Source organism: Pseudanabaena sp. FACHB-2040, from assembly GCF_014696715.1.
GTDB lineage: Bacteria > Cyanobacteriota > Cyanobacteriia > Phormidesmidales > Phormidesmidaceae > JACVSF01.
In genome coordinates, this window is sequence record NZ_JACJQO010000022.1 from 601,077 (window position 1) to 613,852 (window position 12,776).

General features: G+C 56.1%; 13 protein-coding genes. 6 read left to right on the forward strand and 7 right to left on the reverse strand.

Annotated features, from left to right (window positions below; translation table 11 throughout):
• Positions 1 to 124: 124 nt before the first annotated feature.
• Entirely contained in the window at positions 125 to 1,870 is a 1,746-nt protein-coding gene (locus H6G13_RS25655; RefSeq protein ID WP_190488206.1) for a hypothetical protein, read from the forward strand.
• Positions 1,871 to 1,983: 113 nt separating this feature from the next.
• Positions 1,984 to 2,496, forward strand: coding sequence for a GNAT family N-acetyltransferase (locus tag H6G13_RS25660; RefSeq protein WP_190488208.1), 513 nt, complete (start codon positions 1,984 to 1,986; stop codon positions 2,494 to 2,496).
• Here H6G13_RS25660 and H6G13_RS25665 read toward each other — a convergent pair.
• The 3 genes from H6G13_RS25665 to H6G13_RS25675 all read right to left on the reverse strand — a co-directional run bounded on the left by H6G13_RS25665 (position 2,427) and on the right by H6G13_RS25675 (position 4,167).
• Positions 2,427 to 2,957, reverse strand: a complete 531-nt coding sequence (locus H6G13_RS25665) for a hypothetical protein (protein ID WP_199306738.1) — start codon at positions 2,955 to 2,957, stop codon at positions 2,427 to 2,429. The genes H6G13_RS25660 and H6G13_RS25665 overlap by 70 nt on opposite strands.
• 73 nt (positions 2,958 to 3,030) lie before the next feature.
• Positions 3,031 to 3,810 (reverse strand): hypothetical protein, encoded by a 780-nt coding sequence (locus H6G13_RS25670; protein WP_190488210.1) that lies wholly within the window; start codon positions 3,808 to 3,810, stop codon positions 3,031 to 3,033.
• A 99-nt stretch (positions 3,811 to 3,909) separates the two neighbouring features.
• Entirely contained in the window at positions 3,910 to 4,167 is a 258-nt protein-coding gene (locus H6G13_RS25675) for a hypothetical protein (protein WP_190488372.1), read from the reverse strand.
• A 318-nt stretch (positions 4,168 to 4,485) separates the two neighbouring features.
• On the opposite strand from H6G13_RS25675, the gene thrC reads away from it, so the two are divergent.
• Positions 4,486 to 5,565 (forward strand): threonine synthase, encoded by a 1,080-nt coding sequence (gene thrC, locus H6G13_RS25680; protein WP_190488364.1) that lies wholly within the window; start codon positions 4,486 to 4,488, stop codon positions 5,563 to 5,565.
• A 31-nt stretch (positions 5,566 to 5,596) separates the two neighbouring features.
• On the opposite strand, the gene H6G13_RS25685 is transcribed toward thrC, so the two are convergent.
• Entirely contained in the window at positions 5,597 to 6,070 is a 474-nt protein-coding gene (locus H6G13_RS25685) for a hypothetical protein (RefSeq protein WP_190488212.1), read from the reverse strand.
• Positions 6,071 to 6,125: 55 nt separating this feature from the next.
• Entirely contained in the window at positions 6,126 to 7,601 is a 1,476-nt protein-coding gene (locus H6G13_RS25690) for a site-2 protease family protein (protein ID WP_190488214.1), read from the reverse strand.
• A 223-nt stretch (positions 7,602 to 7,824) separates the two neighbouring features.
• On the opposite strand from H6G13_RS25690, the gene H6G13_RS25695 reads away from it, so the two are divergent.
• The gene (locus H6G13_RS25695; protein WP_190488216.1) at positions 7,825 to 8,523 is read left to right on the forward strand and encodes an MBL fold metallo-hydrolase; all 699 of its coding nucleotides are present in this window, start codon (positions 7,825 to 7,827) and stop codon (positions 8,521 to 8,523) included.
• On the opposite strand, the gene H6G13_RS25700 is transcribed toward H6G13_RS25695, so the two are convergent.
• Both H6G13_RS25700 and ctpA read right to left on the reverse strand, forming a co-directional pair.
• Entirely contained in the window at positions 8,502 to 9,776 is a 1,275-nt protein-coding gene (locus tag H6G13_RS25700; RefSeq protein WP_190488218.1) for an HD domain-containing protein, read from the reverse strand. The genes H6G13_RS25695 and H6G13_RS25700 overlap by 22 nt on opposite strands.
• The gene (gene ctpA, locus H6G13_RS25705) at positions 9,766 to 11,004 is read right to left on the reverse strand and encodes a carboxyl-terminal processing protease CtpA (RefSeq protein WP_190488220.1); all 1,239 of its coding nucleotides are present in this window, start codon (positions 11,002 to 11,004) and stop codon (positions 9,766 to 9,768) included. The genes H6G13_RS25700 and ctpA overlap by 11 nt, the downstream gene beginning before the upstream one ends.
• Positions 11,005 to 11,505: 501 nt before the next feature.
• On the opposite strand from ctpA, the gene petB reads away from it, so the two are divergent.
• Together petB and petD are read left to right on the forward strand one after the other, a co-directional pair.
• Positions 11,506 to 12,174 carry a cytochrome b6 gene (gene petB / locus H6G13_RS25710; RefSeq protein ID WP_190488222.1) on the forward strand — a complete coding sequence of 223 codons (669 nt, stop codon included), beginning with the start codon at positions 11,506 to 11,508 and terminating at the stop codon, positions 12,172 to 12,174.
• 72 nt (positions 12,175 to 12,246) lie between these two features.
• Positions 12,247 to 12,729: a cytochrome b6-f complex subunit IV gene (gene petD, locus H6G13_RS25715; RefSeq protein WP_190488224.1), complete on the forward strand. Its 483-nt coding sequence runs from the start codon at positions 12,247 to 12,249 to the stop codon at positions 12,727 to 12,729.
• The last annotated feature ends 47 nt before the right edge of the window (positions 12,730 to 12,776 follow it).

Here is a 12,776-nt window from a genome sequence, read left to right on the forward strand (position 1 = left end):
GGTCTGCTCAGGTATTGCCTGGTTGTCCCCAGGATGCTCTCCTGAACTCTCCCACAACCGCAGCCAATTTCTTGACGAGAAAAAATTGGCGTGCTGAAATCGGCGTGCAGCATGAACACAGGCGATGGGCAGTGGACTCTGGCATAAGCGACTTTTGCCCTGGGGCTTTCTTGCAGGGTTAGTTGGGCTGTGGCCGTTTTCTCTCCAGGTTAGGGGGCTGGCAGTCGAGACCAGTCCACTGCCTGCTGTCAATCCTCTACCTGCACAGGTCCACGCCTATGATTTGGGCCTTATAACCCTGATCCAAACCGGGGTAGCCGATGAGTTCAGAGAAATGCCGGTACCGCTGCGAGGAATCTTGGCCCGCCCCGAAGGGACTGGCCCCTTTCCTGTGGTTGTAATCCTCCATGGTCGGCACACCGGCTGCCACTTTGCCCCAATCTGGAGCGAAAGCACTTGGCCCTGCCCGATTGGGTCAGAAACTCGCTTTGACCAAGGTTTTACCTACTTGGCGGCGGCCCTAGCAGATCAGGGCTACCTGACCCTGGCCATTGACCTGAATGGAGCCTATGCCTTTGCCTACGGAGCAACGCTCCAAAACTACACGACCCTAGCCCATCAGCGCAGCCCCCAGATTTTAGCGGCCCATCTGTCGCGGCTTGCTGCTGCCAACCAAGGGGAAACCGTTGACTTTGGGGTGCCATTGACGGGACAGGCAGACCTGTCGCGGCTAGTGCTCATCGGGCACTCTATGGGCGGCGCAGGGGCAGTGTTTAGCAGGCTCAATCAGCCCTCAACTGGCTCCATGGCGATACCCCAACTAGGGCAATTGTCGGGCCTATTGTTAGTCGCGCCAACGCCGAGCCAGGCCATCTCCACGGCTCCTGAGGCTTACGAACTGCCGGACGTGCCCACTAGCGTTTTACTCGGCGGGTGCGATCGCGACATTTACGATTTCAGCAGCCTCTACTATTTCGAGTCAGCGGGGCGGCAGCCACGCCAGCACTGGGCTGCCAGCGTTTTGATTCCGGGAGCCAATCACAACTTCTTTAATCGAGCGCTAGCGGAAGACGACTACGCTCGCCAGCCTGACAATGAACCACTATGTAATGGTCAGAAACCCACTTCTGAGGTCGATCGCTCCGCCTCGGTTCGCCTGTCTCGTGCTGCCCAGGAAACCTTTTTGATCGCCTACGCTACGGGCTTTCTCAAGCAGGTGTTTAATCCTTCCGAAGCAGCTGGCTTAGCCCTAGCCCCCGAGCAGGCCGCACCAAGTCGCCTCTGGGATGTGCCGGTGCTGACCAACCTGCACCCCGGCCAAGGACAGCAGCGGCTGCTAACGCTGGAACCGGCCAATGCTCCAGTGCTGGAGATCGCTCCGGAGCCAACTCCTAATCTCTCTATGCAAATTTGTCCTGCCCTGCAGCCTTGCGATCGCTTTTGGCGACCCCAGCCTCGCTTCCCGGCGGTGCTGCGGCTGAGTTGGCGGCAACGGCCCCAGTCCTTGCGCTTTTCCCTACCACCGGGGAGCCAAGATCTGCGCGACTTTGCCAGCCTGCAGCTGCGGGTGGCGGTCGATACCACCGATGCCCTGAACGATGGCCAGGTTGTAGCCTTTGCAGTGATCCTGGAGGACCAGCAGGGGCGAGCCGTGCGGGTTGAGGTACCTGCGACTACTCCAGCTTTGCGCCCATCTCCAGCCGACCCCCGCTGGGGCTATCAGGGCATTCCTATCTACCCCAGCGCCATTCGCATTCCCCTGGCCCAATTTCAAGGGGTGGACTTGGCCGCGATCGCAACCCTCAGCCTAGTCTTTGATCAGAGCGATCGCGGCGTCCTTTACCTGGCCGACGCCGCTTTTCTACGATAAAACTCGGACATTCCTCAGTGCCTTGCCAAATAAAGGGGTAATCACCGTTTACCGAAAGGCGATTATTTGCGACTATGGGGTTGCTAATTGAGCATCTATCCGGTTCCCTGTTTATGATTTTTGTTGAAATTGTCGATTATCAGGCTGAAAAAGAAGTTATTCACAGCATCCGCTATGACGTTTTTGTCCAGGAACAGCAGGTTCCTGCCGACATCGAAATCGACAGGTGGGATCCTCTATCTATCCATGTGTTGGCGCGACAAGCAGGGCAGGCAGTTGGCACAGGTCGGCTGTTGCCTGATGGTCACATTGGGCGGGTAGCTGTTCGACGTCCTTGGCGGCACCAAGGTATTGGTCGCCTGCTCATGGAGCAGCTGCTGCAAACGGCTCGAGAGGAGGGACACCCCCAGGTTGTCCTATCAGCCCAGTGCCACGCCATTAATTTCTACCAAAAGCTAGGCTTTCAGGAGGAAGGCAAAGTTTATCTAGAGGCGGGTATCAAACACATCAAAATGGTGAAGCCCCTGCGGGTTCCTGCCAAGCTGACCTACGTCGCTCAGCCCCCAGAAACTTGCTCTGCCCAGTGGCGAAATCGAATCTTGGCTGCCACATACAATGGAGCCTGATAGTATTCCCCCAGCAGCCAGAGCACCATCAACAGGTGAATGAGTAAGGTTCCAGCAGCCCAGTAAAGGGGCAAATGCTCCCCTGGGCTGCCCTCTAGAGGCGGAAACACGTAGGCCGAGGTCGCCACTAGGCCTGCAGGCACCAGCACCAGCGCCACGACCACGATCCACAGCATCAGGGTCATATCCCATTTGCCCTGGTAAATACTCTGCCAGCGATGCCCAATCCACCGCCAGGACATCGGCTGGCTGCTGTCAACAACCTGGACCGTTTGCTGCTCCAGGTTGACCTCAAAGATATGGCGGCAGAAGTTACAGGCAAAAGCATCCATCAGCGTCATGGCTTCAATCTGGCCATGACGACAGACAGGGCACAGATAGGTGCTGCCACTGTCTACACTTAGTCCTCGCGAGCTTTCTAAAGGCCGACCTGGCTTAGGCTTGGATGCGAAGAGGGGCATAGGCTCAAGGACTTAAAGGAGTTAAAGGGGCTTTAACGTGTCTGCAGAAAGACCTCGACCCGTTGACTCTAGCCTAAAACAATCCTGCTAGAGCCGCACTCCCTACAGAGCGGTAAAATTCCTGCCCGTTGTACTCCAGCACTACAACTGGTTCCGAGTTAGACAAATCGATCCGCTTAACCCGCACTTGGCCGCCCGCAATTAACTCGCCTGCTCGCACATAGCGGCTGGTCATCACCCCCGGCTCTTTGACAATTAGGCTGACGTGATCGCCAATCTGGGCTACCCCGCTAATCTCAATTCGATCCACCGGGCTTTGGGGCTGGGCAAAGGGCTGATCGCTGCTCAGCGGCATTGTCGGAGCCGCCGCAACTGGGCCTAGATTGGGCAGCGGGACCATCATCGTCGGCAGTGGCGGCAGGGCCTGGGTAGCAGCCACTGGAATGAGGGGTAGATCTTGAACCGGAGCGGGAGCGGCAGTGGCAGCCACAGGAGCAGCTGCTGCTGGCCGCTTAAGCGCACCTGGTCCTGGTAAGACAATGGGGGCAAAGGGGTCGGGGCGGCCTGCTACGACTGTCTCCAGACGAACTTCTTGAGGAGTAGATTTGAGCAAGCCCGGATCGGCCAGTCGCAGGGTTGAGGTAGAGGGTACAAAAGGGCTTGTCTGGAATGCGATCGCAGCCTCACCCCCTTCTCCTGTAGCACCAGAGACAGGCGTGAGCGCAGGATCAGGCGCTCCACTCGTTAAAATCCTAATACCACTGCCTACCCCTAAAGCAATCAATGCACTGGCAGCCAGCACCATGCCGATCTGGCGGTTTGAGAGTTTTGACAATGAAGGTTTCTGCGACATAACCGACTCCCCACAATCACCCCAGTAGGATAGCTAATTCTGGGGAAAGTGGCGCAGCATCGGCTAGACAGCTTTTAGGTAATTTGCAAGCAGATTCGACTAGCGGCTTTCACCTGCTCCTTGAGCGATCAGTCGCCTTTGGCTCAGGGTCTGCAGCTGCAGCAGCAGGGCATCGGCCTCAGCCTGCAGATGCAAAAGTTCGACCTGATGATCTAGCTGGTAAGGATAGTGCTTGATCTCGACCCAGCAGATCTTCTCATCTGTTGCGGGTGTCGTCTCGTGCTGGGAAGACTCAGTCCCAGCCGGAATTTCTACCTTAGATGTCCCAGTATTTGGTACGTCAACTTGGGCGTTCATTGCCACTCACACCAATAGAGAAATGTACTTAGCGGAAACGTACTTATGCAAAGAACGTTAAGACATTTTAACCTCAATGTCTAGGCTAGATGGTATCTGTTAGGCGTCAGCCTTTCAGCTACTCCCTGTGGCGATTCAGCAACTGGCTTTCCCCGAGGCGCATTGGCTAACGACTGGCCCAGCCCACAGGTTAGACTAAAAGATGCAGGACTGCGGTTGTGGTCGGGACCCGTCGACCGTTGGTTAAATGCCGTTGTGTTTTGAGTCTGAGACATCGTGACCCTAAGTTTAAATCCCCTAACCGCTAAAGGTGACGGCTTGTCACCCTCCCAGGCTGCCGTAAAATTTTGGCCTGGCCTCATAGAAGCCTACCGGCCCTACCTGCCGGTTTCTGAAACCACGCCTGTCGTGACTCTGTGCGAAGGCAACACACCTCTGATTCCTGCACCCTCCCTAATGGAGCGCATTGGTCGCTCGGTCAAGGTATTTGTAAAGTACGACGGTCTCAACCCTACCGGCAGCTTTAAAGACCGGGGCATGACGATGGCCGTTTCTAAAGCTAAAGAAATAGGGGCTCAGGCTGTCATCTGTGCCAGCACCGGCAATACCTCAGCGGCGGCTGCGGCCTACGCTCGCCGGGGCGGCCTGCGTGCCTTTGTGCTCATTCCCGATGGCTATGTGGCGGTCGGCAAACTGGCTCAAGCCCTACTTTATGGGGCTGAAATCCTGGCGATTAAGGGCAATTTTGATACAGCGCTAAATATGGTGCAGGATCTGGCCAAAAGCTACCCGGTCAACCTGGTCAACTCAGTCAATCCCTACCGGCTAGAAGGCCAAAAAACAGCCGCTTTTGAAATTGTTGACATGCTGGGCGATGCCCCCGACTGGCTTTGTATTCCGGTGGGCAATGCTGGCAATATTACCGCCTACTGGATGGGATTTTGCGAGTACCACCAGCGGGGTCAGTCAAGCCGCCTGCCTCAGATGATGGGCTTTCAAGCTGCCGGGGCAGCCCCGCTAGTACTCGGTCACAAGGTGAGCGATCCTCACACGCTGGCGACTGCTATTCGCATCGGCAACCCGGCCAGCTGGGATAAGGCGGTGGCGGCCAAGGAAGCCAGTCAGGGCCAGTTCCATGCCGTTACGGATGAAGAAATTCTTGATGCCTACCGGCTACTGGCGGCAGAAGAGGGGATTTTCTGTGAGCCTGCTAGCGCTGCTTCGGTCGCTGGGCTGCTCAAGGTTAAAGATCAGGTGCCAGCTGGGGCAACCGTAGTTTGTGTGTTGACCGGCAATGGTTTAAAGGACCCTGATACGGCCATTAATCACAGTCAAAACCAGGTTAAGGCAGGACTAGAGCCCGACCCTGTGACTCTGGCCCGAGCAATGGGTTTCTAGCGCGTCTGGCTAGAGTGTCTGGCGCAAGGGTCTAACTGCGATCGCGCTCTGCTCCCTGCCCGGCTTTAACAATTGCCGAGGAGGCCTGCTCTGCCTTGAGCATGTCAAAGGTATCGCCTAGGGCAGTGGTGAGGCTTTGGCGGGTCTGCTCATGAGCCTCTTTTTCAGCTTTTAACTGCTGAGTTAGGCTCTGGCACAGATTCAAAGTCTTTTGAAGCTTAGTTTCAAGGGCGTCTCCAGCAGCCGTCTCGCCCTGGGCAGCGACTAGGTCGGTCGGCCCAGCGCCAGTTGGGCTGTCCTTCAGCTGCTTAAGTTCAGCTTCTAGGGTCTGCAGATGCGATCGCAAAGCTTCAGACTCAGTGCGTCGCTGCCGCGCTTCTGTTTCATAGAGCCGCCGCCAATTGGCTGCACTAGCATAGGCCTGATCTCTCTCTTTTTGAGTATCTGCCAGCTGCCGCTGCAGGGTTCGAATTTCCGCTAACCACTGGCTCACATCATAGGACATAGCCGACCCACCTCATCCATCAATGCAATCAGGGTACTCTAGCAGGTGTTTGCACCTAAAACAGAAGCTGACTCAACAGCGGGGGTAATGGCAACACAATCATCACCAGCAGCGCCAACGTTGCTAACCCCAGCGCATCCCGCCGATTATCCAGCTCACTGACATCATTCAAAGCAGGTTCATCTACAGCCGGAATAAAAAACAGTAGGATTGCCCACAGCAGCAGTTCCGGATGCACCGCTACCAGGAACAGCACCAAAATGCGAGTAATTTGCCCAATGATGGCCCCCATTCGTTGACCATACATAGCATGTACCAAGTGCCCTCCATCTAGCTGCCCCACCGGCATCAGGTTAAGCGCAGTGACTACCAGCCCCAGGCAGCCCGAAATCGCTACCGGATGAAGATGAACTGCCGTTTCCGCCGTCAAAGCTCCCCCTAGCGCCAGCTTACTCAGCAGCGCTAACAGCACCGAGGTTCGCGGATCCATTGCCTCAAAGTTCAGCAAGCTGGCCGTCTCTGGCAGAGGCACCAGCTCTGAATGGGCTAGCCCCCACAGCAGCAGCGGCAAAGTCACTATCAGGCCGCTCAGCGGTCCGGCAATGCCGACATCAAAGAGAGCCCGCCGATTAGGCACCGGAGAGCGCATCTGAATAAACGCCCCAAACGTGCCGAGAAAGAACGGCACCGGAATGAAATAAGGCAGAGTGGCCTTAATCTGGTGGCGACGGGCTACCAGGTAGTGCCCCATCTCGTGGCACCCCAGAATAAACAGCAGTGAGAAGGCGTAGGCCAAGCCCTGAGCTAGGAGCCGGGGATTGCCCTGCAGCTGCTCATCGGTAACGCCCGCAATAAAGGTGCCTACCCAGGTAGTCGTAAATAGAGTAGTGACCAGCAGCCCTAACGCAATAGCAGGCCGGGTAAGCTTTTTATTTGAGGTCGCTGAGTCACTTTGCCCTTGAGGATTGGGCACTAGCGCGAAAAAAGGCTTGCCCTGACCGCCCTCCTGAAACACCACCAAAAATCGATTTCCAAACCGCTCCTGAACGTTCTCGCTCACAGTCTGATAAGCCACTGTGGGCGATGTTCGCAGCTGCCCTCGGCAGATCATGGCTTGAGGTCGGTACTCAATGTTCTGAAGGTAATACACTGTCCAGGGGAAGCAGTGCTGTAGAGCACTCTCTTCTTCCTTGTTGATAGGGCGCAGAAGCGGTTTGGGGATATTGGATAAAGCGGAGGTGGCGGTTGCCGCTGGGTCTTCTTGAGAAGCAGCCGTCTTGGGTAGGGGAATGCGGCCCCACTGGATTAAAAACCAGTAAAGCAGCGGACAGACTACAAACAAAATCAGCAGCAACCCTGCAGGAGCAGGTTCATCTCTACCCCGAACCACCATCCACCCTGCCAGGGTAAAGGCGGGCAGCATCATTACCAGCCACAGCAGCCAGGTCGGCGTTCGGGTGATGTTAGCGACGCTACGCTTCACCACGAAATAGGTAAAAACGCTCAGTAAGAGCAGCCAGATGAGCAACATTTGGGGTGTTTGATTTGCCAGAGTACAGGGAGCAGAGGCCCTAGTCTCCCATGATGCCTTATCTTTCGAGAAAGCAGTAAGCGCCCTAGTCTACGATTGGCCCTAGAACTCGCGTTGTTTAAGCGGCAAGCCTTTTCTCTAGGGGATTTCCTGAATCGGGATCAAGGCGGCAAGAATCCGGTAAGATAGCTGGTTCTGCTTCATGGTAGCGCTAGGGATGTCTATGAACCCGCCGACGAAACCGCCGGTTAACGCCAAGCTTCCCCGTCCGGTCTTCGACACTGTGTTTGCCTTTTCGCCTAACAGAGACACCCTGGGAGGCACCGCTTATCTCATTGTAGAAAAGGATGCAGCAGGGGCTCCAGCCAATCTCCTGATTGATGCCCCTGCCTGGGATGAATCAACCCGTGACTTCCTGGCTCAGCAGGGTGGCGTGCGGTGGCTGCTGATCACCCATCGGGGAGCTATTGGTAAAGCCAGAGCCCTGCAGGCAGAGTTAGGTTGCGAGGTAGTGGTTCAAGAACAGGAAGCCTATCTGCTGCCAGAGACGCCGGTTACGCCCTTCCAGTGGGAGCACGTATTTACCGATCGCTGCCGAGCCTTGTGGACACCCGGGCACTCGCCGGGCTCCGCCTGCCTTTATTACGAGGCTGAGGGGGGAATCTTGTTTACGGGTCGCCACCTGCTTCCCGATCAGCAGGGTCGCCCAGTGCCTTTACGGTTTTCAAAAACCTTTCACTGGCCCCGCCAGCTACAGCAGGTTGAGCGGCTGCGCCAAGAATTTTCGGCAGATACGCTGGCCTTTGTGTGCCCCGGAGCCAACACTGGCTTTTTGCGCGGGGAGCGAGCTATTGCCAATGCCTATGAGCAATTGCGATCGCTAGATCTAGCAGCCTGCCGTCAGGCGGTGCCGCTGCTGTAATTCTCCCAAGTTTGGCGCACCCAGGCGGTTACCTCGCGGGGGTAGAGCAGCCAGATCCGCTCAACGGGTTGAGCCAGAGTCTGCACCAGCGGCGACACCTGCTTGATGTCCTGCAGCTGATCGCCTCGATGCAGCTTAATGCCCCGCTGGTAGAGGGTATATCCCCGACTCCAGATGTGCCGCAGGCCGCTGTAGCAGGCGCTGTCTAGGTCTAAAGCAGCCAGCTGCGGCTGGAGCAATTCTAGAAATTGGCTCTGCTGCTCCTCGCTTAGCTCAGTCAACTCAATAACTTTGAGCAGATCTCGGTCTAAAAAGCGGCGGCAGAGGTCAGCCAGCAGTGGATCTGGGTGAGATCGCCACTGCTCTAGGTGATAGCCAAACACCACGTCGTTACCGGCCAGATACGTTTCTAGGGGCAGCGTCTCTTCGGCCTGTGTCATCCAGGCGGTTACGGTGTCGTCGGCCCAAAGGGTGCCTTGCTGCAGCAGGGTGCGGGCGCGAATGAAAGCCTGCTCTAGCACCCAGGTGGCCGAGAGGTTCTTAGGGTGGTTGTAGACCTGGGCATACATGAAGTAGCGAACCACCAGGTAATGCTCAATCGCGGCCAGTCCCTTATGGGCCACAACCAGCTGCTGGCTCTGGGGTTCGTATTCTAGGGCCATGAGAATGCGATCGAGATCTAACCGTCCGTAGCTGGCCCCTGTGAAGTAGCTGTCGCGCAGCAGGTAGTCTAGGCGATCGCAATCTAGCTGGCTAGAGACAAGCTGCCAGGCACAGGGTATTGGGTGCTGGTGGGTGTATATCTGGTCGATAGCCTCCCATAGCTGGGGCGATACACCGTCTAGCAGGGTGCGAATTGTGGGCACCTCTCGCACAATCCGGCGGGTCCAGTACTCGTGGTGAATGCCGAAGATTTCCTCAGCGGTGTGGCTGAAAGGGCCGTGGCCGATGTCGTGGAGCAGGGCGGCACAGAGAATGGGGGCGCGGTGCGATCGCAACTCCGGATGCTGCTGCGCCAGCCGATCAAAGGCCCGCCGAGTCACCGCCATTACCCCTAGCGAGTGGGTAAAGCGCGAGCTCTCGGCACCATGAAAGGTGAGGCTGGCCGGACCCAGTTGCCGGATTCGCCGCAGCCGTTGGAAGGGCGGCGTATCAATTAGGCGAATCAGCAGGGCCTCTGTAGGGTCATCTCCATCGAGCGTGATAGCTCCGTGGAGCGGGTCGTGGTAAGAACGGGTCGACTTACGAGACACCCGCAATCACCGCAGCACTGCCCAGCAGCTCCAACGCTGCCTGATACTGAGGGTCTTCCCCAGTTCCGAAGGTTTCTCGGCCCAGCGGCTTGACTTCGACAACCTGGTCGGGGGTAATGCCTAGGCGGTTGATGTCATGGTGGTCGGGAGTTTCGTACTTGGCCACCGTCACTGCCAGCCCAGCCCCATCGGAGAGATCAAACAGCGACTGAATTAGCCCCTTGCCAAAGGTAACCGTTCCCACCAGCTGGGCTCGGCCATTGTCCTGTAGCGCCCCGGCCAAAATCTCGCTGGCGCTGGCAGTGCCTTCATTGACCAACACCACTAGCGGGTCTTCAGTTAGCGCAGGGCCGTGGGCCTCAAAGCTATCTAAAATGCCCTGGCGGCTGACCGTGTAAACAATCGTGCCTTCATCCAGCCAGAGCCGAGCGATCTCAATTCCGGCCTGCAGCAGCCCGCCAGGGTTGTTGCGCAAATCTAGGATGTAGGCGTCTGCCCCGTCTTTTTCCAGCCGCTTAATGGCAGCCGACAGCTCGCTGCTGGCGTTGGCATTGAACTGGCTCAGCCGCAGGTAGCCCACCTTGAGACCCTCCGGCGTGGCCCGCAAATCAGCTGAAACCGGATTGAGCGTGATGCGATCGCGCACCAAGGTAACCTCAAATGGCTCTGCCGTATCGGTGCGCTCAAGGGTGAGGGTAACCTTGGTGCCAGCTGGGCCTCGCATGCGGTTAGCCGCTTCATCTAAAGTCAGCTGGTGGGTGTCTGTGCCCTCAATCTTGAGCACCCGATCCTTAGGCTGAATGCCAGCCTGCTCTGCTGGAGACCCCTCAATCGGTGCAATCACGCTCAGCGCGTTGTCGGCCTCTCCCTTAGTGATCTGCAGACCCACCCCAGTCAGTTCACCCGAGGTGCTGGTTTGCAGGCTGCGGTACTGCTCTGGCCGCAGCAGCCGGGTATAGGGATCTTCCAGAACCGCCAACATGCCCTGAATAGTGGTGTAGGTCGTATCTCGGTCATTCAAGGACTGTTTCAAGGCGCGCTGCCGGATAAACCACCAGTTTTGGTGGTTAAACGTTTCATCTAGGTAGGCGCGATTGACAATGCGCCAGACCTCAGATACCAGGTTTTGCTCATCCGTTAAGGCCCAAGCTGGCCCGTGGCCAACGCCAAGCCACAAGAACCCTAACAGCACCAGACCAAAAATAACGGTTCGTAAACGTGCTCTCATATCCTCTAATAATAATCCCTGCTCTAGAGAATGCCTGCTGTTAGTCGTTGGCTATCTCTACCTCCCAAGCGACCTCTTCTGGAAGAAAGGTCGTCAGAAAAACGCTCCAGAAAAAGTTTGAGATAGGGTTGCTGACCATAAGCTGTCCATCATTATTGAATATTCAACCCTGTCTCTTTTTTCTTTCCTAGAAGATACTGGCAGCTTGGCTGCCAGCCCAATCGGCTTTACCCGCTGGGGACGCTAGCTGTCGGGGAAACAGCTGTAAAGAAAAGTAATTGAACATTGTAAACTTTTGTTCCAATTCTGATATCTGCCCCCAGGCTAACGATGCAGCCTAGAGGCCGCCTAGCTGCCCCGCCGGTTGAAAAGCGACGTTTGGAGCAGCCCTTAGGCCTCGGTCAAGCCCTTGAAATCAGCGTATTTCGATCACCTTGACAGGAGCGACTATGTTACATTTTTTATTGACGGCAATTATAGATTTATCGGGCTTCCCGCTTCATGTTTACCAAGCAAGTTACAGACTCCAAAACCTTTAAGTGGTTTAACGAGCGGCTGGAGATTCAGGCCCTTGCCGACGATATATCCAGCAAGTACGTGCCCCCTCACGTCAACATCTTCTACTGCCTGGGGGGCATTACCCTGACCTGCTTCCTGATCCAGTTCGCCACTGGATTTGCCATGACCTTCTACTACAAGCCAACCGTTACCGATGCCTTTAGCTCGGTGCAGTACCTCATGACCGAGGTCAACTTCGGCTGGCTGATTCGCTCCATTCACCGCTGGTCTGCCAGCATGATGGTGCTGATGATGATCCTCCACGTCTTCCGGGTCTATCTAACCGGCGGCTTCAAGAAGCCCCGTGAGCTGACCTGGATCACAGGCGTGGTGCTGGCGGTTATTACGGTTTCGTTTGGTGTGACTGGCTACTCTCTGCCCTGGGATCAGGTGGGATACTGGGCTGTAAAAATCGTGTCTGGTGTACCCGGTGCGATTCCCGTTGTGGGCACCAGCATTGTTGAGCTGATGCGGGGTGGAGATGCTGTTGGTCAGGCGACTCTGACTCGCTTCTACAGCCTTCACACGTTCGTTCTGCCTTGGGCGATTGCGGTCTTCATGCTGCTTCACTTCCTGATGATCCGCAAGCAAGGCATCTCCGGCCCCTTGTAAGTAACCCTTGTAAGTGTCGGTGCACAGCCGTTGAGATTCTACTAGACCCTACTTGGAGATAAGAGTTTAGACATGGCAACGATTAAGAAGCCGGATCTGAGCGATCCCCAGCTTAGAGAAAAGTTGATGCAAGGCATGGGCCATAACTACTATGGTGAGCCCGCCTGGCCCAACGATTTGCTCTACATTTTCCCCGTTGTAATTCTGGGAACCATTGCCCTATGTGTTGGGCTAGCGGTTCTAGATCCCGCAATGGTAGGTGAGCCCGCTGACCCCTTCGCTACCCCGCTGGAAATTCTGCCTGAGTGGTATCTCTACCCGACTTTCCAGATTTTGCGAATCGTGCCCAACAAGCTTCTGGGGATTGGCGCGATGACCGCAATTCCTTTGGGCCTGATGCTCGTTCCCTTCATTGAGAACGTCAATAAGTTCCAAAATCCTTTCCGTCGGCCTGTAGCGACGACCTTGTTTCTCATTGGCACTCTAGCCACCCTATGGCTAGGGATCGGTGCGACTTTCCCCATCGATAAGTCTCTGACGTTGGGCCTGTTTTAGTTAACCCCCCTTGTCGATCATGAACAAGCCTGTGACAGGATTACACC

Excerpts from the sequence above, each read along its gene's own strand:
- ctpA (WP_190488220.1), bottom strand. The coding sequence starts at position 11,004 with ATGAGAGCACGTTTACGAACCGTTATTTTTGGTCTGGTGCTGTTAGGG.
- H6G13_RS25685 (WP_190488212.1), bottom strand. The coding sequence starts at position 6,070 with ATGTCCTATGATGTGAGCCAGTGGTTAGCGGAAATTCGAACCCTGCAG.
- petD (WP_190488224.1), top strand. The coding sequence starts at position 12,247 with ATGGCAACGATTAAGAAGCCGGATCTGAGCGATCCCCAGCTTAGAGAA.
- petB (WP_190488222.1), top strand. The coding sequence starts at position 11,506 with ATGTTTACCAAGCAAGTTACAGACTCCAAAACCTTTAAGTGGTTTAAC.
- H6G13_RS25695 (WP_190488216.1), top strand. The coding sequence starts at position 7,825 with ATGAACCCGCCGACGAAACCGCCGGTTAACGCCAAGCTTCCCCGTCCG.
- H6G13_RS25660 (WP_190488208.1), top strand. The coding sequence starts at position 1,984 with ATGATTTTTGTTGAAATTGTCGATTATCAGGCTGAAAAAGAAGTTATT.
- H6G13_RS25655 (WP_190488206.1), top strand. The coding sequence starts at position 125 with ATGGGCAGTGGACTCTGGCATAAGCGACTTTTGCCCTGGGGCTTTCTT.
- H6G13_RS25690 (WP_190488214.1), bottom strand. The coding sequence starts at position 7,601 with ATGTTGCTCATCTGGCTGCTCTTACTGAGCGTTTTTACCTATTTCGTG.
- H6G13_RS25665 (WP_199306738.1), bottom strand. The coding sequence starts at position 2,957 with ATGCCCCTCTTCGCATCCAAGCCTAAGCCAGGTCGGCCTTTAGAAAGC.
- H6G13_RS25670 (WP_190488210.1), bottom strand. The coding sequence starts at position 3,810 with ATGTCGCAGAAACCTTCATTGTCAAAACTCTCAAACCGCCAGATCGGC.
- H6G13_RS25675 (WP_190488372.1), bottom strand. The coding sequence starts at position 4,167 with ATGAACGCCCAAGTTGACGTACCAAATACTGGGACATCTAAGGTAGAA.